The sequence below is a fragment of the Streptomyces sp. DSM 42067 genome, assembly GCF_055792885.1.
Genome location: NZ_CM147706.1, coordinates 5,375,823 through 5,401,795, shown reverse-complemented (window position 1 = coordinate 5,401,795; position 25,973 = coordinate 5,375,823). Strand labels below are relative to the sequence as shown.

The 25,973-nt window shown below is 67.3% G+C and carries 20 protein-coding genes, 1 tRNA gene and 1 pseudogene; 2 read left to right on the top strand and 20 right to left on the bottom strand.

Annotation, left to right across the window (positions count from 1 at the left end; genetic code table 11):
* Positions 1-84: 84 nt before the first annotated feature.
* The 14 genes and pseudogenes from tuf to ACSMXV_RS24730 form a co-directional block, all read right to left on the bottom strand.
* Positions 85-1,278, bottom strand: a complete 1,194-nt coding sequence (gene tuf, locus ACSMXV_RS24795; protein WP_181659081.1) for an elongation factor Tu — start codon at positions 1,276-1,278, stop codon at positions 85-87.
* Between the two features lie 166 nt (positions 1,279-1,444).
* Entirely contained in the window at positions 1,445-3,565 is a 2,121-nt protein-coding gene (gene fusA / locus ACSMXV_RS24790; RefSeq protein WP_473173459.1) for an elongation factor G, read from the bottom strand.
* A gap of 39 nt (positions 3,566-3,604) precedes the next feature.
* A complete protein-coding gene (gene rpsG / locus ACSMXV_RS24785) occupies positions 3,605-4,075 on the bottom strand; it encodes a 30S ribosomal protein S7 (RefSeq protein WP_003992340.1) in 471 nt (156 codons plus the stop codon).
* Positions 4,076-4,077: 2 nt separating this feature from the next.
* Positions 4,078-4,449 carry a 30S ribosomal protein S12 gene (gene rpsL, locus ACSMXV_RS24780; RefSeq protein WP_007823146.1) on the bottom strand — a complete coding sequence of 124 codons (372 nt, stop codon included), beginning with the start codon at positions 4,447-4,449 and terminating at the stop codon, positions 4,078-4,080.
* A 583-nt stretch (positions 4,450-5,032) separates the two neighbouring features.
* Positions 5,033-8,932: a DNA-directed RNA polymerase subunit beta' gene (locus ACSMXV_RS24775; RefSeq protein WP_473173458.1), complete on the bottom strand. Its 3,900-nt coding sequence runs from the start codon at positions 8,930-8,932 to the stop codon at positions 5,033-5,035.
* Positions 8,933-9,026: 94 nt separating this feature from the next.
* Entirely contained in the window at positions 9,027-12,515 is a 3,489-nt protein-coding gene (gene rpoB / locus ACSMXV_RS24770) for a DNA-directed RNA polymerase subunit beta (RefSeq protein ID WP_181659078.1), read from the bottom strand.
* Positions 12,516-13,146: 631 nt separating this feature from the next.
* On the bottom strand, positions 13,147-13,533 hold the full coding sequence (gene rplL, locus ACSMXV_RS24765) for a 50S ribosomal protein L7/L12 (RefSeq protein ID WP_181659077.1): 387 nt from the start codon (positions 13,531-13,533) through the stop codon (positions 13,147-13,149).
* Between the two features lie 122 nt (positions 13,534-13,655).
* Entirely contained in the window at positions 13,656-14,186 is a 531-nt protein-coding gene (gene rplJ / locus ACSMXV_RS24760; RefSeq protein WP_181659076.1) for a 50S ribosomal protein L10, read from the bottom strand.
* A gap of 350 nt (positions 14,187-14,536) precedes the next feature.
* The gene (locus ACSMXV_RS24755) at positions 14,537-15,430 is read right to left on the bottom strand and encodes an SCO4651 family lipoprotein (protein ID WP_473173457.1); all 894 of its coding nucleotides are present in this window, start codon (positions 15,428-15,430) and stop codon (positions 14,537-14,539) included.
* A gap of 182 nt (positions 15,431-15,612) precedes the next feature.
* Complete coding sequence (gene rplA, locus ACSMXV_RS24750) at positions 15,613-16,338, bottom strand: 50S ribosomal protein L1 (RefSeq protein WP_181659074.1); 726 nt, start codon at positions 16,336-16,338, stop codon at positions 15,613-15,615.
* 72 nt (positions 16,339-16,410) lie between these two features.
* On the bottom strand, positions 16,411-16,845 hold the full coding sequence (gene rplK, locus ACSMXV_RS24745) for a 50S ribosomal protein L11 (RefSeq protein WP_473173456.1): 435 nt from the start codon (positions 16,843-16,845) through the stop codon (positions 16,411-16,413).
* 172 nt (positions 16,846-17,017) lie between these two features.
* A pseudogene (nusG, locus tag ACSMXV_RS24740) lies at positions 17,018-17,877 on the bottom strand (transcription termination/antitermination protein NusG).
* Positions 17,878-17,954: 77 nt separating this feature from the next.
* Positions 17,955-18,242, bottom strand: a complete 288-nt coding sequence (secE, locus tag ACSMXV_RS24735; RefSeq protein WP_181659072.1) for a preprotein translocase subunit SecE — start codon at positions 18,240-18,242, stop codon at positions 17,955-17,957.
* Between the two features lie 107 nt (positions 18,243-18,349).
* Positions 18,350-18,422: transfer RNA gene (locus ACSMXV_RS24730), tRNA-Trp, on the bottom strand.
* 238 nt (positions 18,423-18,660) lie between these two features.
* Here ACSMXV_RS24730 and ACSMXV_RS24725 point away from each other — a divergent pair.
* Positions 18,661-19,887, top strand: coding sequence for a pyridoxal phosphate-dependent aminotransferase (locus tag ACSMXV_RS24725; RefSeq protein ID WP_181659071.1), 1,227 nt, complete (start codon positions 18,661-18,663; stop codon positions 19,885-19,887).
* Positions 19,888-20,024: 137 nt separating this feature from the next.
* Positions 20,025-21,047: an adenosine deaminase gene (locus ACSMXV_RS24720; RefSeq protein WP_473173455.1), complete on the top strand. Its 1,023-nt coding sequence runs from the start codon at positions 20,025-20,027 to the stop codon at positions 21,045-21,047.
* Between the two features lie 45 nt (positions 21,048-21,092).
* Here the strand turns inward: ACSMXV_RS24720 and ACSMXV_RS24715 are convergent, their stop codons facing one another.
* The 6 genes from ACSMXV_RS24715 to ACSMXV_RS24690 all read right to left on the bottom strand — a co-directional run bounded on the left by ACSMXV_RS24715 (position 21,093) and on the right by ACSMXV_RS24690 (position 25,862).
* Positions 21,093-22,148, bottom strand: a complete 1,056-nt coding sequence (locus tag ACSMXV_RS24715; RefSeq protein WP_473173454.1) for a UDP-N-acetylmuramate dehydrogenase — start codon at positions 22,146-22,148, stop codon at positions 21,093-21,095.
* A 117-nt stretch (positions 22,149-22,265) separates the two neighbouring features.
* Complete coding sequence (locus ACSMXV_RS24710; protein WP_473173453.1) at positions 22,266-22,646, bottom strand: DUF3291 domain-containing protein; 381 nt, start codon at positions 22,644-22,646, stop codon at positions 22,266-22,268.
* Between the two features lie 58 nt (positions 22,647-22,704).
* On the bottom strand, positions 22,705-24,159 hold the full coding sequence (locus ACSMXV_RS24705) for a DHA2 family efflux MFS transporter permease subunit (protein ID WP_473173452.1): 1,455 nt from the start codon (positions 24,157-24,159) through the stop codon (positions 22,705-22,707).
* A 103-nt stretch (positions 24,160-24,262) separates the two neighbouring features.
* Positions 24,263-24,832 (bottom strand): TetR/AcrR family transcriptional regulator, encoded by a 570-nt coding sequence (locus tag ACSMXV_RS24700; protein ID WP_473173451.1) that lies wholly within the window; start codon positions 24,830-24,832, stop codon positions 24,263-24,265.
* A 140-nt stretch (positions 24,833-24,972) separates the two neighbouring features.
* A complete protein-coding gene (locus ACSMXV_RS24695) occupies positions 24,973-25,413 on the bottom strand; it encodes a MaoC family dehydratase (RefSeq protein ID WP_181659066.1) in 441 nt (146 codons plus the stop codon).
* Complete coding sequence (locus tag ACSMXV_RS24690) at positions 25,410-25,862, bottom strand: MaoC family dehydratase N-terminal domain-containing protein (RefSeq protein WP_181863392.1); 453 nt, start codon at positions 25,860-25,862, stop codon at positions 25,410-25,412. Before ACSMXV_RS24690 ends, ACSMXV_RS24695 begins: the two co-directional genes overlap by 4 nt.
* Positions 25,863-25,973: the final 111 nt, after the last annotated feature.

Below are 25,973 nucleotides of genomic sequence, written 5' to 3'. Positions count from 1 at the left end.
AAAGGGCCCGCACGACCGAAGTCGTACGGGCCCTTTCGGATGCCCCTAGGAGCGCCGGGTCTCCCCGATCACGAAGTAAGAGTCTTACTTCGTGATCTTGGTGACCTGGCCGGCGCCCACGGTCCGGCCACCCTCACGGATGGCGAACTTCAGGCCCTCCTCCATGGCGACGGGCTGGATGAGCTCGACCTTCATCTCAGTGTTGTCGCCCGGCATGACCATCTCGGTGCCCTCGGGAAGGGTCACAACACCAGTCACGTCAGTCGTACGGAAGTAGAACTGCGGACGGTAGTTGTTGAAGAACGGCGTGTGGCGGCCACCCTCGTCCTTGGACAGGATGTAGGCCTGGGCCTCGAACTCGGTGTGCGGGGTGACCGAGCCCGGCTTGATGATGACCTGGCCGCGCTCGACGTCCTCGCGCTTGATGCCGCGGAGCAGCAGACCGACGTTCTCACCGGCCTGGCCCTCGTCGAGCAGCTTGCGGAACATCTCGATGCCGGTGACCGTGGTGGTGGTCTTCTCCGGCTTGATGCCCACGATGTCGACGGTCTCGTTGACCTTGAGGACACCGCGCTCGATACGGCCGGTGACAACGGTGCCACGACCGGTGATCGTGAAGACGTCCTCGATCGGCATCAGGAACGGCTTGTCGACGTCACGCTCAGGCTGCGGGATGTTCTCGTCGACGGCCTTCATCAGGTCGAGGACGGACTGGCCCCACTCCTTGTCGCCCTCAAGGGCCTTGAGCGCCGAGACCTTGACGACCGGCAGGTCGTCGCCCGGGAACTCGTACTCGGAGAGCAGCTCACGGACCTCGAGCTCGACGAGCTCCAGGATCTCCTCGTCGTCCACCATGTCGGCCTTGTTCAGGGCGACAACGATGTACGGAACGCCGACCTGGCGGGCCAGGAGCACGTGCTCCTTGGTCTGCGGCATCGGGCCGTCCGTGGCGGCGACAACGAGGATGGCGCCGTCCATCTGCGCCGCACCCGTGATCATGTTCTTGATGTAGTCCGCGTGACCGGGGCAGTCAACGTGGGCGTAGTGACGCGTCTCGGTCTGGTACTCGACGTGCGCGATGGAGATGGTGATACCGCGCTGGCGCTCCTCAGGAGCCTTGTCGATCTGGTCGAAGGCCGAGGCCTCGTTCAGGTCCGGGTACGCGTCGTGCAGCACCTTGGTAATGGCGGCCGTGAGGGTCGTCTTACCGTGGTCGATGTGACCGATGGTGCCGATGTTGACGTGCGGCTTAGTCCGCTCGAACTTCGCCTTCGCCACTGGGGTCCTCCTGTGGAGTGGTTCTGTACGCCTTACTCATCGGCGCCAGGTGATCTTTGCTGGAAAGCCGGGGCCCGGGGCATTCCGCCGCGGTTGCGGTGGAATGCCCCAGCAGGCTCCGGAGTCAAGCCTAAGGTGTGAACTCGATTGAGTCTGACTCGGTGAGTTACTCGCCCTTGGCCTTCGCGATGATCTCCTCGGCGACGTTCCGCGGAACCTCGGCGTAGGAGTCGAACTGCATCGAGTAGCTCGCGCGACCCGACGTCTTGCTGCGGAGGTCGCCGACGTAGCCGAACATCTCCGACAGCGGGACCAGGCCCGTGACGAGCTTGGCACCGTGACGGTCCTCCATGGACTGGATCTGACCGCGACGGGAGTTGATGTCGCCGATGACGTCGCCCATGTAGTCCTCGGGCGTCGTCACCTCGACCTTCATCATCGGCTCGAGCAGGGCCGGGGAGGCCTTGCGCGCGGCCTCCTTGAAGGCCATCGAACCGGCGACCTTGAAGGCCATCTCGGAGGAGTCGACCTCGTGGTAGCCACCGTCGAGGAGGACCACGCGGACACCCGTGAGCGGGTAGCCGGCGAGCACACCGAACTCCATGGCCTCCTGGCAGCCCGCGTCCACGGAAGGAATGTATTCCTTCGGGATACGGCCACCGGTGACCTTGTTGACGAACTCGTAGCCGTCGCCCTCGAGAGGCTCGAGCGCGATCTGCACCTTCGCGAACTGACCGGAACCACCGGTCTGCTTCTTGTGGGTGTAGTCGTACCGGTCGACCGCCTTGCGGAGGGTCTCGCGGTACGCGACCTGCGGCTTGCCGACGTTGGCCTCGACCTTGAACTCGCGCTTCATGCGGTCGACCAGCACGTCCAGGTGCAGCTCGCCCATGCCCGCGATGATGGTCTGGCCGGTCTCCTCGTCGGTGTGCACCTTGAAGGAGGGGTCTTCCTCGGCCAGGCGCTGGATCGCGATGCCCAGCTTCTCCTGGTCGCCCTTCGACTTGGGCTCGATGGCGACCTGGATGACCGGGGCCGGGAAGTCCATCGACTCGAGGATCACCGGGTTCGCCGGGTCGCAGAGGGTCTCACCGGTGGTGGTCTGCTTCAGACCCATGACGGCGACGATGTCGCCGGCACCCACCGAGTCGATCTCCTCACGCTTGTTGGCGTGCATCCGGTAGATCTTGCCGATGCGCTCCTTCTTGCCCTTGACGGAGTTCTGCACCTGAGAACCCGCCTCGAGGCGGCCGGAGTACACCCGGACGAAGGTCAGCTTGCCGAGGTGCGGGTCGCTCGCGATCTTGAACGCCAGCGCCGACAGCGGCTCGCTCTCGGAGGGCTTGCGCTTGACGATCTCCTCCGGGTCGTTGACCGCGTGGCCCTCGATCGCCTCGATGTCGAGCGGCGACGGAAGGTAGCGGACAACGGCGTCGAGCAGCGGCTGGACACCCTTGTTCTTGAAGGCGGTGCCACAGAACACGGGGGTGACGGTGGTGCCGCCGCCCTTGCCGGAGCCGATGGTGATGCGACGGATCGCCGCGTACAGCTGCTCCACGGTGGGCTCCTCGCCCTCCAGGTACAGCTCCATCATCTCTTCGTCGTTCTCGGCGACGGTCTCCAGGAGCGTGCCGCGCCACTCGTCGGCGGCCTCGCGGTGCGTGTCCGGGATGTCGACGATGTCGTACGCCTCGCCAAGGGCGGTCTCGGCGGACCACACGAACGCCTTCATCGTGACCAGGTCGACGACGCCCTTGAAGTCGGCCTCGGCACCGATCGGCAGCTGCATCACGATCGGGGTCGCGCCGAGGCGGTCCGTGATCATGTCGACGCAGCGGTGGAACTCGGCGCCCGTACGGTCGAGCTTGTTGACGAAGCAGATACGCGGAACGCCGTAGCGGTCCGCCTGACGCCACACGGTCTCGGACTGCGGCTCCACACCGGCGACGCCGTCGAACACCGTCACAGCACCGTCGAGCACGCGCAGCGAGCGCTCCACCTCGACGGTGAAGTCGACGTGGCCCGGGGTGTCGATGATGTTGATCGTGTGGTCGACGTTCTCGAGCGGCCAGTGACAGGTGGTGGCAGCAGACGTGATCGTGATGCCACGCTCCTGCTCCTGCTCCATCCAGTCCATCGTGGCAGCGCCGTCGTGGACCTCACCGATCTTGTACGAGACACCGGTGTAGTACAGGATCCGCTCGGTGGTCGTCGTCTTGCCCGCGTCGATGTGGGCCATGATCCCGATGTTGCGGACCTTGGCCAGGTCAAGTGAAGTGGTAGCCATAAGGCTTCAGTCTTCTCTCGGTTCTCGATGGGGTAGCGACTACCAGCGGTAGTGCGCGAAGGCCTTGTTGGACTCGGCCATCTTGTGGGTGTCCTCGCGCTTCTTCACGGCAGCGCCGAGGCCGTTGGAGGCGTCGAGCAGCTCGTTCAGCAGACGCTCGGTCATGGTCTTCTCGCGACGGGCACGGGAGTAACCCACGAGCCAGCGGAGCGCGAGAGTGTTGGCGCGGCCGGGCTTGACCTCGATCGGCACCTGGTAGGTCGCGCCACCGACACGGCGGGACTTGACCTCGAGGGTGGGCTTGATGTTCTCAAGCGCACGCTTCAGGGTGATGATCGGGTCGTTGCCGGTCTTCTCGCGCAGACCCTCCATGGCGCCGTAGACGATGCGCTCGGCGGTGGAGCGCTTGCCGTTCAGCAGCACCTTGTTGATGAGGGAGGTCACCAGAGGAGAACCGTAGACCGGGTCGATGATGACCGGGCGCTTCGGGGCGGGGCCCTTACGAGGCATTCTTACTTCTCCTTCTTGGCGCCGTAGCGGCTGCGGGCCTGCTTGCGGTTCTTGACACCCTGGGTGTCAAGGGATCCGCGGATGATCTTGTAGCGAACACCAGGCAGGTCCTTCACACGGCCGCCACGCACGAGCACGATGGAGTGCTCCTGCAGGTTGTGTCCCTCACCCGGAATGTAAGCGGTGACCTCGATCCCACTGGTCAGACGCACACGCGCGACCTTACGCAGGGCCGAGTTCGGCTTCTTCGGGGTGGTCGTGAACACACGCGTGCAGACGCCGCGGCGCTGGGGGGAACCGTCCAGTGCGGGCGTCTTGTTCTTCTCGACCTTGTCCTGCCGGCCCTTCCGGACCAGCTGCTGGATCGTAGGCACTACTTCTCCGGTTTCTGTGTGCCGAGTAGTAAAGCTAACCTGGAACTTCGCCGACCCACGCGGTCGGGTGTGTCGAATACTGCAGACCCCCGCTGCGAGGCGGAAAGGGCGGCAGATTGCGGTGCGGCGCTTACGGCTTCCCCTACGGTTGCAGGCACGCACGGGAGCCAGGGCACACCCCAGGCACAAGGTCTGAGCGTACCTATCGCATCCACTCCGGTCAAAACAAATGCCCTGACGCTACCGCTGCGGCGCGCAGGCCTCCCGCAGGCCCCACCGTGGGCAGACGTCCCACACCGCTGCGGGCAGCCGTCCGACACCCCTGTGGGCAGGCGTTCCGCAGGGCTGGGGGCACCTCCCAGCGGTAGCTGGGGGAGGGTGGGCACAGCCCACGACGGCGGGTTCGCCGTGCGACAAGGGTTCCGCACCCAGCGGGGGGCGCGCGCAGTACCAAGGGTGCCCGCACAGGCACAGCGGCAGCGGCAGCAGCAGCAGCAGCAGCAGCAGCAGCAGGCAACGACGGCGGCAACGCCGAAGGGCGGCCACCCCGAGGGGTGGCCGCCCTTCGACTCAAGCGACCCGCTTACTGGTTGTACGGACCGTAGTCGTAGTCCTCCAGCGGCACGGCCTGCCCAGACCCCGTACCGAACGGCGAGTAGTCGATGTCGTCGTAGCCCACGGCCGAGTACATCGCGGCCTTGGCCTCCTCGGTCGGCTCGACCCGGATGTTGCGGTAGCGGGACAGACCCGTACCGGCCGGGATGAGCTTACCGATGATGACGTTCTCCTTGAGGCCGATCAGGGAGTCGGACTTGGCGTTGATCGCCGCATCCGTGAGGACCCTGGTCGTCTCCTGGAAGGACGCCGCCGACAGCCACGACTCGGTCGCCAGCGAGGCCTTGGTGATACCCATCAGCTGCGGACGGCCGGAGGCCGGGTGGCCGCCTTCCTGGACCACACGACGGTTCTCGGTCTCGAAGCGCGAGCGCTCCACGAGCTCGCCCGGCAGCAGCTCTGCGTCGCCGGACTCGATGATCGTCACACGGCGCAGCATCTGCCGGATGATGATCTCGATGTGCTTGTCGTGGATCGACACACCCTGCGAGTTGTAGACCTTCTGGACCTCGCCGACCAGGTGGACCTGGACGGCCCGCTGACCCAGGATGCGCAGCACGTCGTGCGGGTTGGTGGCACCCACGGTGAGCTTCTGGCCCACCTCGACGTGGTCGCCCTCGGACACCAGGAGACGGGCGCGCTTCGAGATCGGGAACGCCGTCTCGTCGCTGCCGTCGTCCGGGGTGACGACGATCTTCTTGGTCTTCTCGGTCTCCTCGATCCGGACGCGGCCGGAGGCCTCGGAGATCGGGGCGACACCCTTCGGGGTACGGGCCTCGAAGAGCTCGACGACACGGGGCAGACCCTGGGTGATGTCGTCACCGGCCACACCACCGGTGTGGAAGGTACGCATCGTCAGCTGGGTACCGGGCTCACCGATGGACTGGGCGGCGATGATGCCGACCGCCTCACCGATGTCGACCAGCTTGCCGGTGGCCAGCGAGCGGCCGTAGCACATGGCGCAGGTGCCGACGTGGGACTCGCACGTCAGGATCGAGCGGGTCTTGACCTCCTCGACACCGTGGCGCACCAGCTGGTCGATGAGCACGTCGCCCAGGTCCACGTTGGCCGGCGCGATCACCTTGCCGTCGATGACGACGTCCTCGGCGAGCATGCGGGCGTAGACGCTGGTCTCGACGTCGTCCGCCTTGCGCAGCGTGCCATCGGCGTCGCGCGTGGCGATCCGCAGCTTCAGACCGCGCTCGGTGCCGCAGTCCTCCTCGCGGATGATGACGTCCTGGGAGACGTCGACCAGACGACGGGTGAGGTAACCCGAGTCGGCGGTACGCAGAGCGGTGTCCGCGAGACCCTTACGGGCACCGTGCGTGGAGATGAAGTACTCCAGCACGGACAGACCCTCACGGAACGACGCCTTGATCGGACGCGGGATCGTCTCGTTCTTCGCGTTCGACACCAGACCACGCATACCGGCAATCTGACGCATCTGCATCATGTTGCCTCGTGCACCCGAGTTCACCATCATGAAGATCGGGTTGGTCTTCGGGAAGTTGTCGTTCATCGCCTCGGCGACCTCGTTGGTCGCCTTGGTCCAGATCGCGATGAGCTCCTGCGTGCGCTCGTCCTTGGTGATCAGACCGCGCTCGTACTGCTTCTGGACCTTCTCGTCCTGCGCCTCGTAGCCCTTGACGATCTCCTTCTTCGCCTCGGGAACGACGACGTCGGAGATGGCGACGGTGACGCCGGAACGGGTGGCCCAGTAGAAGCCGGCCGCCTTCAGGTTGTCGAGCGTCGCCGCCACGATGACCTTCGGGTAGCGCTCGGCGAGGTCGTTGACGATCTCGGAGAGCTGCTTCTTGCCGACCTCGTAGTCGACGAACGGGTAGTCCTCGGGCAGCAGCTCGTTGAAGAGCGCGCGGCCCAGGGTCGTCCGCAGGCGGAAGGTGTCACCCTGCTGCCACTCCGGCTCGCCCTCCTCACGCGCCGGCGGGGTCCAGCCGCGCGGCGGGATGGTGCCCACCGGGAAGCGGATGTCCACGCGCGACTGCAGCGAGAGCTCGCCGGCGTCGAACGCCATGATCGCCTCGGCCACGGAGGAGAAGGAGCGCTCCTCGCCCTTGACGTCCCGCATCTCACCGTCGGTGGTGAGGAAGAACAGACCGAGGACCATGTCCTGGGTCGGCATCGTCACCGGACGGCCGTCAGCGGGCTTGAGGATGTTGTTCGAGGACAGCATCAGGATGCGGGCCTCGGCCTGCGCCTCCGCGGACAGCGGCAGGTGCACGGCCATCTGGTCACCGTCGAAGTCCGCGTTGAACGCGGTGCAGACGAGCGGGTGGATCTGGATGGCCTTGCCCTCGACCAGCTGCGGCTCGAAGGCCTGGATGCCGAGGCGGTGCAGGGTCGGTGCACGGTTCAGCAGCACCGGGTGCTCGGCGATGACCTCTTCGAGCACGTCGTACACGACCGTGCGGCCGCGCTCGACCATGCGCTTCGCCGACTTGATGTTCTGCGCGTGGTTCAGGTCGACCAGGCGCTTCATCACGAACGGCTTGAAGAGCTCCAGCGCCATGGCCTTGGGCAGACCGCACTGGTGCAGCTTGAGCTGCGGGCCGACGACGATGACGGAACGCGCCGAGTAGTCGACTCGCTTACCGAGCAGGTTCTGACGGAAACGACCCTGCTTGCCCTTCAGCATGTCGCTGAGGGACTTCAGCGGGCGGTTACCGGGACCGGTGACCGGACGGCCGCGACGACCGTTGTCGAAGAGGGCGTCAACAGCCTCCTGAAGCATGCGCTTCTCGTTGTTGACGATGATCTCGGGCGCGCCGAGGTCCAGGAGCCTCTTCAGACGGTTGTTGCGGTTGATCACACGGCGGTACAGGTCGTTCAGGTCGGAGGTCGCGAAGCGGCCACCGTCCAGCTGCACCATCGGACGCAGGTCCGGCGGGATCACCGGGACGCAGTCCAGAACCATGCCCTTGGGGCTGTTGCTGGTCTGCAGGAACGCGGAGACGACCTTCAGGCGCTTGAGCGCACGGGTCTTCTTCTGGCCCTTGCCGGTACGGATGATCTCGCGGAGGCGCTCGGCCTCCTCCTCGAGGTCGAAGGACTCCAGGCGCTTCTGCAGCGCCGCGGCACCCATCGAACCGTCGAAGTACGTGCCGAAGCGGTCACGCAGCTCGCGGTAGAGCAGCTCGTCGCCCTCGAGGTCCTGGACCTTGAGGTTCTTGAAGCGGTTCCACACCTCGTCGAGACGGTCGATCTCGCGCTGGGCGCGGTCGCGCAGCTGCTTCATCTCGCGCTCGGCACCCTCGCGCACCTTGCGGCGCACGTCGGCCTTGGCACCCTCGGCCTCGAGCTCGGCCAGGTCGGCCTCGAGCTTCTTGGCGCGGGCCTCGAGGTCGGCGTCGCGGCGGTTCTCGACCTGCTGGCGCTCGACGGAGACATGGGCCTCCAGCGAGGGCAGGTCACGCGTACGGCGCTCCTCGTCCACGTACGTGATCATGTACGCGGCGAAGTAGATGACCTTCTCGAGGTCCTTCGGGGCGAGGTCGAGCAGGTAGCCCAGCCGCGACGGGACGCCCTTGAAGTACCAGATGTGGGTGACGGGAGCGGCCAGCTCGATGTGGCCCATCCGCTCACGGCGCACCTTGGCGCGAGTGACCTCGACGCCGCACCGCTCACAGATGATGCCCTTGAAGCGGACGCGCTTGTACTTGCCGCAGTAGCACTCCCAGTCCCGGGTCGGGCCGAAGATCTTCTCGCAGAAGAGGCCGTCCTTCTCGGGCTTGAGGGTGCGGTAGTTGATGGTCTCGGGCTTCTTGACCTCGCCGTGGGACCACTGGCGGATATCGTCAGCGGTGGCCAGGCCGATCCGGAGCTCGTCGAAGAAGTTGACGTCGAGCACTATGCGTCAATCCCTCTCAGGGTCGTGTCTCAATCAATGGTCTGTACGGGTCCGGGGCGTGGCCGGGACCTCAGGGAGGCCCCGGCCAGACCCGTCAGACCTCTTCGACGCTGCTCGGCTCGCGCCGGGACAGGTCGATGCCGAGCTCCTCCGCGGCGCGGAAGACGTCCTCGTCGGTGTCGCGCATCTCGATGGACATGCCGTCCGAGGACAGCACCTCCACGTTGAGGCACAGGGACTGCATCTCCTTGATGAGCACCTTGAAGGACTCGGGGATGCCGGGCTCGGGGATGTTCTCGCCCTTGACGATGGCCTCGTAGACCTTCACGCGGCCGGTGACGTCGTCGGACTTGATGGTCAGCAGCTCCTGGAGGGCGTACGCGGCGCCGTAAGCCTCCAGCGCCCACACCTCCATCTCACCGAAGCGCTGGCCACCGAACTGAGCCTTACCACCCAGCGGCTGCTGGGTGATCATCGAGTACGGGCCGGTCGAGCGGGCGTGCAGCTTGTCGTCGACCAGGTGGTGCAGCTTGAGGATGTACATGTACCCGACGGAGATCGGGTCCGGGAACGGCTCACCGGAGCGGCCGTCGAACAGCCGCGCCTTGCCGGACGGCAGGACCATGCGGTTGCCGTCGCGGTTCGGGATGGTGTGCTCCAGCAGACCGGCCAGCTCGTCCTCACGGGCACCGTCGAAGACCGGGGTCGCCACGTTCGTACGCGGGTCGACCTGGTCGGCGCCGATGACCTGCAGGCGCTCCGCCCACTCGTCCGCCAGGCCGGAGACGTCCCAGCCCTGGCTGGCGAGCCAGCCGAGGTGGATCTCCAGGACCTGTCCCGGGTTCATTCGGGACGGGACACCCAGCGGGTTGAGGATGATGTCGACCGGGGTGCCGTCCTCCAGGAACGGCATGTCCTCGATCGGCAGGATCTTCGAGATGACACCCTTGTTGCCGTGACGGCCGGCGAGCTTGTCACCGTCGGTGATCTTGCGCTTCTGCGCCACGTACACGCGCACCAGCTGGTTCACACCGGGCGGAAGCTCGTCGCCCTCCTCGCGGTCGAAGACGCGAACGCCGATGACCTTGCCGGTCTCGCCGTGCGGCACCTTCAGCGAGGTGTCACGGACCTCACGGGCCTTCTCACCGAAGATCGCGCGCAGCAGGCGCTCCTCGGGCGTCAGCTCGGTCTCACCCTTGGGCGTGACCTTGCCGACGAGGATGTCACCGGCGATGACCTCGGCACCGATGCGGATGATGCCGCGCTCGTCGAGGTCGGCGAGGACCTCCTCGGAGACGTTCGGAATGTCCCGGGTGATCTCCTCCGGGCCGAGCTTGGTGTCACGGGCGTCGACCTCGTGCTCCTCGATGTGGATCGAGGAGAGGACGTCGTCCTGCACGAGGCGCTGCGACAGGATGATCGCGTCCTCGTAGTTGTGACCCTCCCACGGCATGAACGCCACGAGCAGGTTCTTGCCGAGCGCCATCTCGCCGTTCTCGGTCGCCGGACCGTCGGCCAGCACCTGGCCGGTGACGATCCGGTCGCCCTCGTCCACGACGACCTTCTGGTTGACGGAGGTGCCCTGGTTGGAGCGCGAGAACTTGGCGAGGCGGTACGTGGTGTACGTGCCGTCGTCGTTGGCGGTGGTGATGTAGTCCGCGGAGACCTCCTGGACCACACCGTCCTTCTCGGCCTTCAGCACATCGCCGGCGTCGACCGCGCAGCGGTACTCCATGCCAGTACCGACGAGCGGTGCCTCGGACTTGATCAGCGGCACGGCCTGCCGCATCATGTTCGCGCCCATGAGGGCACGGTTGGCGTCGTCGTGCTCGAGGAACGGGATCATGGCGGTCGCGACCGACACCATCTGGCGCGGCGAGACGTCCATGTAGTCCACGTCGTCGGGCGCGACGTAGTCGACCTCGCCGCCACGGCGGCGGACCAGCACGCGTGCCTCGGCGAACCGGAGCTCGTCGGTCAGCGGCGCGTTGGCCTGCGCGATGACGAAGCGGTCCTCCTCATCGGCGGTCAGGTAGTCCACCTCATCGGTGACCTGGCCGTCGGTGACCTTGCGGTACGGCGTCTCGACGAAGCCGAACGCGTTGACGCGGCCGTACGAGGCGAGCGAACCGATCAGACCGATGTTCGGGCCTTCAGGGGTCTCGATCGGGCACATGCGTCCGTAGTGGGACGGGTGCACGTCACGGACCTCGAAGCCGGCCCGCTCACGGGACAGACCACCCGGGCCAAGAGCCGACAGACGGCGCTTGTGGGTGAGACCCGACAGCGGGTTGTTCTGGTCCATGAACTGGGACAGCTGGCTGGTGCCGAAGAACTCCTTGATGGAGGCGACGACCGGCCGGATGTTGATCAGCGTCTGCGGCGTGATCGCCTCGACGTCCTGAGTCGTCATGCGCTCGCGCACGACGCGCTCCATACGAGCCAGACCCGTGCGGACCTGGTTCTGGATGAGCTCGCCGACGTTGCGCAGACGACGGTTGCCGAAGTGGTCGATGTCGTCGGTCTCGACGACGATCGAGGCGTTGTTGTCGCCCATGACCGTCTCGGTCTCACCGGCGTGCAGCTTCACCAGGTACTTGATCGTCGAGATGATGTCCTCGACGGTCAGGATCCCGGCGTCCAGCGGGGCGTCGCCGCCCAGCTTCTTGTTGACCTTGTAGCGGCCGACCTTGGCGAGGTCGTAGCGCTTCGGGTTGAAGTAGAGGTTCTCGAGCAGCGTCTGCGCGGCCTCACGGGTCGGGGGCTCGCCCGGACGCAGCTTGCGGTAGATGTCGAGCAGCGCGTCGTCCTGGCCCTGGGTGTGGTCCTTCTCCAGGGTGGCGCGCATGGACTCGTACTCGCCGAACTCCTCGAGGATCTGCTCGGTGGTCCAGCCGAGCGCCTTGAGCAGAACGGTCACGGACTGCTTGCGCTTGCGGTCGATGCGCACACCGACCATGTCGCGCTTGTCGATCTCCATCTCCAGCCAGGCACCACGGGACGGGATGACCTTGGCCGAGAAGATGTCCTTGTCGGACGTCTTGTCGATGGAGGAGTCGAAGTAGACACCGGGCGAACGGACCAGCTGCGACACCACGACACGCTCGGTGCCGTTGATGACGAAGGTGCCCTTGTTGGTCATGAGGGGGAAGTCACCCATGAAGACCGTCTGAGACTTGATCTCACCGGTCTCGTTGTTGGTGAATTCCGCAGTGACGAACAGCGGAGCCGCGTAGGTGAAGTCGCGCTCCTTGCACTCGTCGATGGAGTTCTTCGGGGGCTCGAAGCGGTGGTCGCGGAAGGTCAGCGACATCGACCCGGAGAAGTCCTCGATCGGGGAGATCTCCTCGAAGATCTCCTCCAGACCGGACTTGGTGGGGACGTCCTGTCCGCTTTCCAAAGCCGCCTCGACACGAGCCTTCCACGCGTCATTGCCGAGCAGCCAGTCAAAGCTCTCGGTCTGCAGAGCAAGAAGGTTCGGAACCTCGAGGGGCTCCTTGATCTTTGCAAAGGAGATGCGCAGCGGGGCGGTGCTGGCGCCGTTGTTCGTATTCGCGGTCGAGGCAGTGCGCGAGGCGGCCAAGAGGGGGTCCTTCCGAGGGCTCGGACTCACTACGCGCGTACCGGTCCCACGCTGGGTACAGGGACAGAGAACCCCAGGCGGGGTGGCTTCGGTCCACTGTGCTCATACATGGGCATGCCCCTGGTGACGGGCAGGAGGCAGCTAACAGGCAGCGCAAAGGGTCAGTGTAGCCACTCGGCCCACTGATGTCCAGTGCGGGTTTTGGGAGACCCTCATTGTTCTCAACACCTGCGGCAAGTTGTTCTCAACACCTGCGGCAAGCCACGCCTTCAGTGCACATCGATACTGCCCTCTTCGCCGTCGATCCATGCCTCGGATATGGACCGTTGTGACGACGCGTCCTGAGAATTGCGCGCTGCGTGCAGTTCGTCAAGGCCTTCCAAGCCCGAACCGGGTGCTGCCATTGTCACGTGGAGCCCCTCACCCGGCGGCCGGAGGCGCAACGAAGATCACCATACTCGTCGCGGCCGACAGCGCAAGGCTGCCCTCCCGGGAGGGCCGGGAACGCCGAAGGGCGACCACCCGGATGGGTGATCGCCCTTCAGTGCGTATGCGTCAACAGCGCTTTGACAGCGCCCGCACGCGCGAGCCGAGCCGCGCGCCTAGCGGCGCGTCGCAACGGCTCGTCGGGTCACTTGACCTCGACGGAGGCGCCGGCGCCCTTGAGGGACTCGGCGGCCTTCTCGGCGGCGTCCTTGGCGACCTTCTCGAGGACCGGCTTCGGAGCGCCGTCCACGAGGTCCTTGGCCTCCTTCAGGCCCAGGGAGGTCAGCTCGCGCACGACCTTGATGACCTGGATCTTCTTGTCGCCGGCGCCGGTGAGGATGACGTCGAACTCGTCCTTCTCCTCAGCGGCCTCGGCGGCCGGGGCACCCGGGGCACCGGCGGCGGCAACGGCGACCGGGGCGGCGGCGGTGACGTCGAACTTCTCCTCGAAGGCCTTCACGAACTCGGAGAGCTCGATGAGGGTCATCTCCTCGAACTGCGCGAGCAGGTCTTCCTGGCTGAGCTTCGCCATGAGGGGCGATCCTTCCACTAATTCGGCTGGTGCCGGATGTACATGTCGGCGGGCGTACGTTTGGCCCGCGTCGACCGTTGCCTCAGGCGTGCCTGGAGGCGACGGTCAATGTGCGAGCCGAATTACTCGGCACCGCCCTGCTCGGCCTGCTTGGCGCGAAGAGCGTCCACGGTGCGGACGAGCTTCGACGGCAGCGCCTGGAAGAGCGCGGCAGCCTGCGACTGCTTGCCCTTCATGGCACCGGCCAGCTTGCTGAGCAGAACCTCGCGGGACTCGAGGTCCGCAAGCTTCTTGATCTCGTCGGCGGACAGCGCCTTGCCGTCAAGGACACCGCCCTTGATGACGAGGTTCGGGTTGTCCTTGGCGAAGTCACGAAGACCCTTCGCCGACTCCACCGGGTCACCGGTGATGAAGGCAACCGCCGTCGGACCGTTGAACAGGTCGTCGAGCGTGTTGATCCCGGCCTCGTTGGCCGCAATCTTGGTCAGCGTGTTCTTCACCACGGCGTACTGGGCGTTCTCACCGAGCGAACGACGCAGCGTCTTGAGCTGCGCCACGGTGAGACCCCGGTACTCGGTCAGCACGGCGGCGTTCGAGCTGCGGAACTGGTCCGTCAGCTCGGCTACCGCGGCAGCCTTGTCGGGCCTTGCCATAGAGCGTCGGCCTCCTTCCGGGTGATGAGGACCGCTCAGAAGGAGGCTGGGAAAACGAAACGCCCCGGCGCAGGCGCACGGGGCGTGAGCTCGACCGGAAAACATCCACGAGGGATCCATCCGGGAGCACTTCCACTGTCACCTGCGCGGGTCGTCCGCTGTTCAGCGGATCCTTCGGCCACCGCACTCTCTTGCGAGGGCACGGCAACGACCAGCGGTCTTTGGCTTCCGTGGAAGAGTACGCGAACGGCTCCCCGTCGAGCAAATCCGACCGCAATGGTGGGGATCTGTCGGGCTCAGGCGGTCTCGGTCCCGGCGACGCAGGATCCACCGGCGCTCGCTTCGGGCGCTCAGCCCGCCGACTGCTGGTGGACGAGATCCCGGAAATCGGCCGTGTCGGCGGCGGGAGGCTTCAGAGCCGAGACCGGTGTGCCGTAGTCGCTGTAGTAGGCCGTGGAGGACATCGCGCCGATCGCCATCTCGGCCTTCTCGGTCTTCTTCACCAGCAGGTTCCGGCCGTCGACCCAGATGTCGACCTTCTCCGTGGTGATGCCGGCCTGCTCGAGCTGCCTCTTCACGTCGGCCAGGTGGTCGTCGCCGAGGTTCGCATTCCTGCCTTCGAGGTCGGTGACGTCGACCGTGCCCGAGTAGTGCGTGGTGGCGACGCCGCGGACCCTCTCCTCGCCGACCTTCCTCACGTCTCCGGAGGCCAGCAGGAGCTTCACGGACTGGTTCGGGGTGGTGTTCTGCATCTGGTCCTCCAGATACGCCCCGGAGCCGCCGGCGAAATCCGCCAGGGCCTCGTACTCGTACTTGATCCAGTGCTTGCCACTCGCCCGAGCGGCGAACTTGTCGCTCATCCTCGCGTAGTAGGCGTCGTGCAGATACCGGGCCTCCATCGAGGTGCTCCCCAGCTGACGCATCGTGTCGGCCAGCCGTCCGCCGGTGTACGTGATCGTCAGGGTGCCCTTGAGGCCGCCGGCCCAGGCGAGCGCGCCGTCCGCCGTCATGGACAGCGTCGTGCCCATGATCGTCGTGGACTCGACCTTGGCGGAATCGGCCCGTTCGGTGGTTCTCGCCACGGTGCGCAGCTCGGCCATGGGGCTGACCTGCACGCCGCCGCCCTGGCGGCGGGACGCCTTGTCGTCCACGCCGGAGTCTCCCGGGGACCGGCAGCCGGCCGTGGCCAGGACGGCGCTCACCGCGATCGAGAGGGCCAAGCACCGCGCCGCCGTGCTCTTCATACGTCCCACCCCCATGAGCCTCCTGTGGTCCCGCACGCTAGCGCAGGCCACTGTCACCCAGTCCGGAACGAGGAAGTACGAGACAGGTGCGGGAGAAACGGGTACGGGCCCCGCACCTCTAGAGGTGCGGGGCCCGTCCACTTCAGCCCGTGCGCGACGCGGCTGCCATGAGAGCTTCAGGCTCAGACGGCGGCCGGGTCCTCCTCGACGAGGAGGTTGCGGGTGCGGTTCGGGTCGAGCGGAATGCCGGGGCCCATCGTGGTGCTGATGGCGGCCTTCTTGATGTACCGGCCCTTGGCGGCGGACGGCTTCAGACGGAGGATCTCCTCCAGCGCGGCGCCGTAGTTCTCCACCAGCTTGGCCTCGTCGAAGGAGGTCTTGCCGATGATGAAGTGCAGGTTCGAGTGCTTGTCGACGCGGAACTCGATCTTGCCGCCCTTGATGTCGTTGACAGCCTTGGCGACGTCCGGGGTCACGGTGCCGGTCTTCGGGTTCGGCATCAGACCACGGGGACCGAGCACGCGGCCGAGGCGGCCGACCTTGCCCATGAGGTCCGGGGTGGCGACGACGGCGTCGAAGTCCAGACGGCCCTTCGAAACCTCGTCGATCAGCTCGTCGGAGCCGACGATGTCGGCGCCCGCGGCACGCGCGGCCTCGGCACGGTCGCCGGTCGCGAAGACCAGGACCCGGGCGGTCTTACCGGTGCCGTGCGGAAGGTTCACGGTGCCACGGACCATCTGGTCGGCCTTGCGCGGGTCAACACCCAGGCGGAAGGCCACCTCGACGGTGCCGTCGAACTTGGTGGCGGAGGTCTCCTTGGCGAGACGGACGGCCTCGAGCGGGGCGTAGAGCTTCTCCCGGTCGATCTTTGCGTCCGCAGCGCGGAGAGTCTTGCTGCGCTTGCTCACTGCTGCTCCTGTGTGTTCTGAGGAGTCGTGGTAGGGGCCGAGCAGGCCCTCCCACGGTGACTACGGTTGGGTTCAGCCCTCGACCGTGATGCCCATGGAACGGGCGGTGCCGGCGATGATCTTCTCGGCGGCGTCCAGGTCGTTGGCGTTGAGGTCGGGCATCTTGGTGGTGGCGATCTCGCGGACCTGGTCACGCGTCAGCTTCGCGACCTTGGTCTTGTGCGGCTCGCCGGAGCCCTTGTCCACGCCCGCGGCCTTGAGGATCATCCTCGACGCCGGCGGAGTCTTGGTGATGAAGGTGAAGGAACGGTCCTCGTAGACCGTGATCTCCACCGGGATGACCCAACCGCGCTGCGACTCGGTCGCGGCGTTGTAGGCCTTGCAGAACTCCATGATGTTGACGCCGTGCTGGCCCAGCGCGGGGCCGACCGGCGGGGCCGGGTTGGCTGCGCCGGCCTGGATCTGGAGCTTGATGAGCCCCGTGACCTTCTTCTTCTTGGGAGGCATGTGCTCTCTCTCCGGGTCTTAGTGAGAGTGTTCAGCCATCCAGTCCGGATCATCCGGATGGAGGCATACCGCACAACGATAACGGCTATGGCTGCGCGGCCTGAAACCGAGCAGGTCAGACGAGCTTTGGCAGCTCGCCTGACCTGGTCGGAGGCGGTTGGTCCAGAAGCTGTTAGTTCTTCTGGATCTGGTCGAAGCTCAGCTCGACCGGGGTCTCGCGGCCGAAGATCTCGACGAGGCCCTTGACCTTCTTCGAGTCGGCGTTGATCTCGTTGATGGTCGCCTGCAGCGTCGCGAACGGGCCGTCGGTGACGGTGACCGAGTCGCCGACCTCGAAGTCCAGCACCTGGACCTCGACCTTGCGCTGCGGAGCGGGCTTGCCCTCGGCCTCGGCGGCCTCGCGCGCGGCCTTCTCCTCGGCCTCCGGGGCGAGCATCTTGACGATCTCGTCCAGGGTCAGCGGGTAGGGGTCGTAGGCGTTGCCACGAAGCCGGTGACGCCGGGGGTGTTGCGGACGACGCCCCAGGACTCGTTCGTCAGGTCCATGCGCACCAGCACATAGCCGGGGAGCTTGTTCTGACGGATGGTCTTGCGGTCGCCGTTCTTGATCTGGACGACCTCTTCCTGCGGCACCTCGGCCTGGAAGATGTAGTCCTCGACGTTCAGCGAGACGGCTCGCTGCTCGAGGTTGGTCTTCACGCGGTTCTCGTAGCCCGCGTAGGTGTGGATCACGTACCACTCGCCGGGGAGGGTGCGCAGCTCCTCGCGGAGCGCGGCGACCGGGTCGACCGGCTCGCTCTCCTCCTCGGCCTCGGCCTCGGCCTCGGCGTCCGCTGCGGGGGCCTCGTCCTCGGAAGCGGTCTCGTCCTCGCCCACGACGTGGATGGCGGCCTCTTCGGCGGGCTCACCGGCGGCGGCGTCGGCAGCCTCGGCCTGGTCCGGGTCCACGGCGTCCGCCGCCTCGACGATGTCGAGCTCGTCCTCAGCGGACTCGACCGGCTCGATCGCCTCGTTCAGGTTCGGGTCAGACACTGTGGCTGCTTCTTCCTGGATACATGGGGGTGGAACACGCGAAATGGGCGCCGGGTAGGGCGCCCTCCGCTCTCGGCTCAGCCGAAGACGTACTTGACGGCCTGGTTGAACCCATAGTCAATCACGGTCACCAGGGCGATCATGATGACGACGAAGATAATCACCACTGTGGTGTATGTCGTCAGCTGGCTGCGAGTCGGCCAGACGACCTTGCGCAGCTCGGCGACGATCTGGCGGTAGAAGAGCGCGAGCCGCTTCAGCGGGCCCTTCTTGCCGCGCTTGCCGCCCTTGCGGGTCTTCTTCCTGGACTCCGGTGCCTCGTCCTGGGCATCAGGCATGTCGATGGAGCCCACGGCGTCCGTCACTCGTCCTCACCTGATTCCGGGTCGTGGCCGTGCCGCGCCCGGTTGAGCCGCACGGCGGTGCATTGCAGTACGTACATGCGCACACATCCTGGCGAAGGTGTGTGTAGCAGGGCCGGAGGGACTTGAACCCCCAACCGCTGGTTTTGGAGACCAGTGCTCTACCAATTGAGCTACGACCCTTTGGTTCCCCCAACGTACCGCATCCATCCACATGCACGGAGTGCGTGGGACGAGTACGGCCGGTGAAGGCCAACGAGGAGTGAGTGTACGTGTTCCGGAGCCCCTCGTCGAACAGAAAGCGGCAGGTCCCGCTCAGTGCCCTGGTCAGTCCCGTGGCGAGGGTCCTGGTCCGTCCCGCCGTGTCCGGTGTGTGAAACCCGTGTGCCGCGCCGGTTTCCGGTCTGGAACGATGGGGTGTATGAGCGCTGCAACTCCTTCCACCGACCGCCGGGTCTCCGCCCGCATCGGCGCGATCTCCGAGTCCGCGACCCTCGCCGTCGACGCCAAGGCCAAGGCCCTCAAGGCCGCCGGCCGTCCGGTGATCGGTTTCGGCGCGGGCGAGCCCGACTTCCCGACCCCGGACTACATCGTCGAGGCGGCCGTCGAGGCCTGCAAGAACCCCAAGTACCACCGGTACACGCCGGCCGGCGGCCTGCCCGAGCTGAAGGCCGCGATCGCCGCGAAGACCCTCCGCGACTCCGGCTACGAGGTCGACGCGTCGCAGATCCTCGTCACCAACGGCGGCAAGCAGGCCATCTACGAGGCCTTCGCCGCGATCCTGGACCCGGGCGACGAGGTCATCGTCCCCGCGCCGTACTGGACCACCTACCCGGAGTCGATCCGGCTGGCAGGCGGTGTGCCGGTCGAGGTCGTCGCCGACGAGACGACCGGCTACCGGGTCTCCGTGGAGCAGCTGGAGGCCGCGCGCACGGAGCGTACGAAGGTCGTGCTGTTCGTGTCGCCGTCGAACCCGACCGGCGCGGTCTACTCCGAGGCCGAGACCGAGGCCATCGGCCGCTGGGCCGTCGAGCACGGCCTGTGGGTGCTGACCGACGAGATCTACGAGCACCTGGTCTACGGCGACGCGGTCTCCGTGTCGCTGCCGGCGCTGCTGCCCGAGCTGCGCGACAAGTGCATCGTGGTCAACGGTGTGGCGAAGACGTACGCGATGACAGGCTGGCGTGTCGGCTGGGTCATCGGCCCGAAGGACGTCGTGAAGGCCGCCACCAACCTGCAGTCGCACGCCACGTCGAACGTCGCGAACGTCTCGCAGGCCGCGGCCATCGCCGCCGTCTCCGGCGATCTGACGGCCGTCGCGCAGATGCGTGAGGCCTTCGACCGCCGCCGCAAGACGATCGTGCGGATGCTCAACGAGATCGACGGCGTCGTCTGCCCCGAGCCGGAGGGCGCCTTCTACGCGTACCCGTCGGTGAAGGCCCTGATCGGCAAGGAGATCCGCGGCAAGCGCCCGAAGGACTCGGTCGAGCTGGCCGCGCTGATCCTGGAGGAGGCCGAGGTCGCGGTGGTGCCGGGCGAGGCCTTCGGTACGCCGGGCTATCTGCGGCTGTCCTACGCGCTCGGCGACGAGGACCTGGTCGAGGGCGTCTCGCGGATCCAGAAGCTGCTCGCCGAGGCCCGCGACTGATCTTTGCGGCTTCGGCGCTTCACGCGCGCGTGCGGGCCGTCTCCCTCCGGGGAGGCGGCCCGTTTCTTCGTTCGGGCAAGGCCACGAACGGGGAATGCGGCTACCGGGGCGACACCTGTATGCGGCAAGATCTCCGGATGGAGCGCCTAGTACGTGATGTGAGTCAGCTGCCGAAGGCACATCTGCACCTGCACTTCACCGGGTCGATGCGGCCCACAACCCTGCTCGAACTGGCCGACAAGTACGGCGTCCATCTGCCGTCCGCGCTGACCAGCGGGGAACCGCCCAAGCTGCGGGCGACCGACGAGCGCGGCTGGTTCCGCTTCCAGCGGCTGTACGACGCGGCGCGGGCCTGTCTGCGGGAGCCCGAGGACATCCAGCGGCTGGTGCGCGAGGCCGCTCAGGAGGACCTGAAGGACGGCTCGGGGTGGCTGGAGATCCAGGTCGATCCGACGTCCTACGCGCCGCGGCTCGGCGGCCTCATCCCGGCCCTGGAGATCATCCTGGACGCCGTGGACAGCGCCTCGCGTGAAACGGGGCTCGGCATGCGCGTCCTGGTCGCTGCGAACCGCATGAAGCACCCGCTGGACGCCCGGACGCTGGCCCGGCTCGCCGTGCGCTACGCCGACCGCGGCATCGTCGGCTTCGGGCTGTCCAACGACGAGCGGCGAGGCATGGCGCGCGACTTCGACCGCGCCTTCGCCATCGCGCGCGAGGGCGGGCTGCTGTCCGCCCCGCACGGCGGGGAGCTGACGGGCCCGGCTTCCGTACGGGACTGCCTGGACGACCTGCACGCGCACCGCATCGGGCACGGCGTGCGGGCCGTGGAGGACCCGCGCCTGCTGAAGCGGCTCGCGGACCGCGGCGTGACGTGTGAGGTGTGCCCGGCGTCGAACGTCGCGCTCGGCGTGTACGAGAAGCCGGAGGACGTGCCGCTGCGGACGCTGTTCGAGGCCGGTGTGCCGATGGCGCTGGGCGCCGACGACCCGCTGCTCTTCGGGTCCCGGCTGGCCGCCCAGTACGAGATCGCGCGTACGCACCACGGATTCACCGACGCGGAACTGGCCGAACTGGCGCGGCAGTCGGTACGCGCCTCCGCCGCCCCCGTCGACGTACGGGAGAAGCTGCTGGCGGGGATCGACGCGTGGCTGGTTGGCTGACGGCGTTCCGCTGACGCTGTTCGGGCCTGGCGGCGGTCGGCCTCGTCAGAGGCTGACGCCCACCGTCACCGGCTCGTTGACCAGCGTGATGCCGAAGGCGTCCCGCACTCCGGCGACGACCTCGCGGGCGAGGGCGAGCAGGTCCTCGGTCGTGGCGGAGCCCCGGTTGGTGAGCGCCAGCGTGTGCTTGGTCGAGATCCTGGCGGGGCCGTTGCCATAGCCCTTGTGGAAGCCTGCCTTGTCGATGAGCCAGGCGGCGGAGGTCTTGGTGAGGCCGTCGCCCGCGGGATAGGCGGGCGCGGTGACGTCGGGGCCGAGCCGCTCGGCCACGCGCGCGTGGAACGCCGCGAGCTGCTGCTCGGTGAGGATCGGGTTGGTGAAGAAGGACCCGGCCGACCAGGTGTCGTGGTCTTCCGGGTCGAGCACCATGCCCTTGCCGGTGCGCAGCTTGAGCACGGTGTCACGGGCGTCGGCGAGCGGCACGCGGTCGCCCGGCTCGACGCCCAGGGCGCGGGCCGTCTCGGCGTACTTGAGCGGGGCGGAGAGCCCGTCGGCGTCCTCCAGCCGGAACCGGACGCGCAGCACCACGAACCGTTCGGGATCGGCCTTGAAACGGCTGTGGCGGTACGAGAAGTCGCACTCGGCGTTCGGAATGGTGACCGTCTCGTGCGTCCTGCGGTCGTACGCGATCACTTCGGTGATCGTCGAGGAGACTTCCTGACCGTACGCGCCGACGTTCTGGATGGGCGTCGCGCCCGCCGAACCCGGAATTCCGGCCAGGCACTCGATTCCGGCGAGACCCGCCTCGACCGTGCGCGCGACCGCGTCGGTCCAGACCTCGCCCGCGGCGAGTTCCAGCTCCGTACCGTCGAGCGCGAAGCCGCGCGTGGCGATGCGCAGGGCCGTGCCGGCGAAGCCCTCGTCGCTGATGACCAGGTTCGATCCGCCACCGATGAGCAGCAGCGGGGTGCCTGCCTCATCGGCCTCGCGGACGGAGGCGACCACCTCGTCGTCGGTGGTCGCCGTGATCAGGCGGCTCGCGGGGCCGCCGAGACGGAAGGTGGTCAGCGGGGCCAGCGGGGCGTCGTGGAGTTCCTGCACGCGCACCAGAGTACGAGAACGGCCCCGCGGGTCAGGGCGGGGCCGTTCGCGTGGCCGCACAGGGGCCGTTCTCAAAGTTCTACGCAGGGCAGTTCCCGGAGCCGTATGCAGGGCTTGTCACTCCAAGCGCTCCAGCGCGTCGGCCCAGTCGAGCGGCAGTTCGTCGGTCGTCGCCGACCATGTGACGAACTTCGCGTCGCGCATCAGCGGACGCAGCCCCCGGGCGACCGGACCGTGCGGTCCGGAGCGGGCGAAGCGCCGGAGCGCCTCGGGCGACTCCCAGGCGGACAGGGTCCAGAAGGTGCGCCGCAGCGGCGACGCCTTCAGCGAGGCCCCGTACGCGCCGGGCGCCCTGCTCACCTGGTGCCAGACGGCCGGTGTCCTGAAGAAGAACCGGAGCGCTCCCCAGAGAGTGCGGGTCTCGAACCGGGAGGCCATGACATGGGCCTCGGCGTGCCGGGGCGGGGTGTTGGGCACTGACCAGGGGAGGGTGGGCATGGCGGGTCCCTTTCGAGTTCGGTTCGGTTTCTCGAGTTGGATTTCCGGACTCGTCGGCTCAGTGCGAGGCCGAGGACGCTTCCAGGACGGGGGCGGGTGAGACCGCTGCCACCTCGTCCTCCTTCTCGGTCGCCGCGCGGCGACGGGTCGGGATCAGCAGGGCCATGACGCCTGCCAGGGCCACCGTCGAGGCGCCGGCCCACAGGGCGGGCTCGATGCCGTCGACGAAGCGCTGGGCGGTCTCGTACCCGCCCTGGGCGGAGAAGATCGAGGCCATCACCGCGATGCCGAGCGCGCCGCCGACCTCTCGGAGCGCGTTGTTGGCGCCCGACGCGATCCCCTGCTCGTGCGGGCTGACGCTGGACATGACCAGGCTCGAGGCCGGGGCGAAGAACAGCGACATTCCGACACCGCTGATGACCAGGGCGGGAAGCTGAGCGGCGTACGAGGTGTCGGCCGCCACCACGGAGGCGAACCAGGCAAGGCCGACGCCCTGCAGGAAGAGACCCGCGGCGACGACCACGCGCCCGCCGATCCGGTCCGACAGATAGCCCGCGACCGGCGAGACGAGCATCGGCATGCCGGTCCACGGCAGCATCCGGAGCCCCGCCTCGGTGGGCGAGTAGCCGAGGACGCCCTGCATGTACTGGCTGAGCAGGAAGATCGAGCCGAACATCCCGAGGAACATCAGCAGGCTCGCCCCGTTGATGCCGGTGAAGGCCCGGCTGCGGAAGAGCCGCATCGGCAGCATCGGGTTCTCAGCGCGTATGCCGTGGAGCACGAAGCCGGCGAGCAGCACCCCGCCCAGGACGAGGCCCGTGAGGACGAATCCGCTGGTCCAGCCGTCGACAGGGCCGCGGACGAGGCCGTACACGATCCCGAACAGACCGCCGCTGGCAAGCACGGTGCCGCGGATGTCGAGCGGGGCGCCCGTGCCGTACGACTCCGTGAGGCGCAGCCGGGCCAGCGGCAGCAGGGCGAGACCGAGCGGGACGTTCAGCCAGAAGATCCACTGCCACGACATGTGTTCGGTGAGGCTGCCGCCGATGAGGGGCCCGGAGGCGACGGCGAGCCCGTTGACGGCGCCCCAGATCCCGTAGGCCATGCCGCGCTTGGCGGCCGGTACGGCGGCGGTCAGCAGGGTCAGCGTCAGTGGCATCATGACCGCCGCGCCGACGCCCTGCACCGCGCGGGCGGCGATCAGCGAGTCGATGCCCGGCGCCATGGCCGCGGCGGCGGAGGCGCCGGTGAACACGGCGAGACCGGCGAGGAACAGCCGGCGGCGCCCGAACCGGTCGCCCAGGGCCGCGCCGAACATCAGCAGCACGGCGAAGGTGAGCGTGTAGGCGCTCACGGTCCATTCGAGGTCGTCGAGCCCTCCCCCGAGATCCTCGCGGATGGACGGCAGGGCGGTCGTGACGACGAGGTTGTCGAGAGCCGCCATGAAACCGGCGGCGCTGGTGATGACGAGGGCCCAGACGGCTCCCCCGCCCCGTGCTGCTTGCTGTGACATCGCTCCCCCACGGTGATTGTTAGTTATTGATGACTAACTTTCGCGAGCACAAAGAGGCGCCCACTTCCGCCTCCGTCGTTCAGCGTGCGAGGTCTTTCGGGGTTCAGCGCTCGAGGCGGCCCTTGACCCGCGCCGATGGATAGAGCCCCTCCCAGACCCGGTGTTCCGGCTGGAAACCCATGGCCACCAGGCAGTTGACGAGCATTCCGTACGCCAGGAAGGTCGTGGTCTCGTCCACGTCGGCGCCGAGCGGCAGATGGACGGTGTCGAACAGCCGCATCCAGCCGGCCCGCACCGCCTCGCCCAGCTCGTGGTCACCGGCCTCATCGGCGGCCGCCACCGCGACGTACATCTGCATCTGCATCAGGAGCCGCTCCGGCTCCTCCGCGATGACCTTGGTGTACGCGTTCGCCATCGCATGCAGGGCCTCTTCGCCGTGCAGACCCTTGGACGCCTCCTCGAAAAGGCGGCAGGTGTCCTCCAGACACCGCTCCGCCGCGGCAAGGAAGATCGCCTTCTTTCCGGGGAAGAGCCTGAAGAGATACGGCTGCGAGACACCCACGCGCTTGGCGATCGCTTCGGTGGACGTGCCGCGATAGCCGCCCTTGGCGAATTCGCTCATCGCCGCGCGGATGACGCTCTCGCGCCGCTCCTCGGCGCTCATCCTGACCATACGAGTAAGTTAGTGGTCAATCACTATCTACGTCAAGGGTGCACGTCGTCGGACGAAACAGGTAAGGGGCGCCCCGCCATGGAGGGCGCCCCTTACCTGGGGTGATTCGGCTGCTGCCCCAAGACCGACCGGCGGTCGGTCTAAGCCAGCTGTACGACCGCCCGGGACATGCCCAGCACCTTCTGGCCTCCGGATGTGGCCGTCAGGTCGACCCGTACGCGGTTGTCGTCGAGCTTGGCCGCGACCTTGCCGCTGACCTCGATCAGCGCGCCCTTGTCGTCGTTCGGGACGACGACCGGCTTGGTGAACCGCACGCCGTACTCGACGACGGCGCCTGGGTCGCCCACCCAGTCGGTGACGACACGGATCGCCTCAGCCATGGTGAACATGCCGTGCGCGATGACGTCCGGCAGTCCGACCTCCTTGGCGAACTTCTCGTTCCAGTGGATCGGGTTGAAGTCACCGGAGGCGCCCGCGTACTGCACGAGCGTCGCGCGGGTCACGTTGAAGGTCTGGGCCGGCAGTTCCGCGCCGACCTCGACGTCGTCGTATGCGATCTTCGCCGCCGTGCTCACCGTCATGCCTCCTCCGCCGCACGCGCCACGAGCTTGGTCCAGGCCGTCACGACATGCTCGCCGGCCTCGTCGTGGACCTCACCGCGGATGTCCAGGATGTCGTTGCCCGCCAGGGACTTGATGGCCTCGATGGTCGAGGTGACCGTGAGCCGGTCGCCCGCACGCACCGGACGCGTGTACGCGAACTTCTGGTCGCCGTGCACGACGCGGCTGTAGTCCAACCCCAGCTGCGGGTCCGCGACGACCTGGCCCGCCGCCTTGAAGGTGATCGCGAACACAAAGGTCGGTGGCGCGATCACATCGGCGTGGCCGAGCGCCTTGGCGGCGTCCGGGTCGGTGTACGCGGGGTTGGCGTCCCCCACCGCCTCCGCGAACTCGCGGATCTTCTCCCTGCCGACCTCATAGGGGTCGGTGGGCGGGTAGGACCGCCCCACGAAGGACTGGTCGAGCGCCATGGGCTCGGCACCTCCTGGTTTCCACGGCTTTCACTGGCTGGCACGGCTCGCACCCGCTGGCTGCCCGGCCAGGGTTCCACGGATGAGCCGGTCAGGACGCGAGGCCACCCC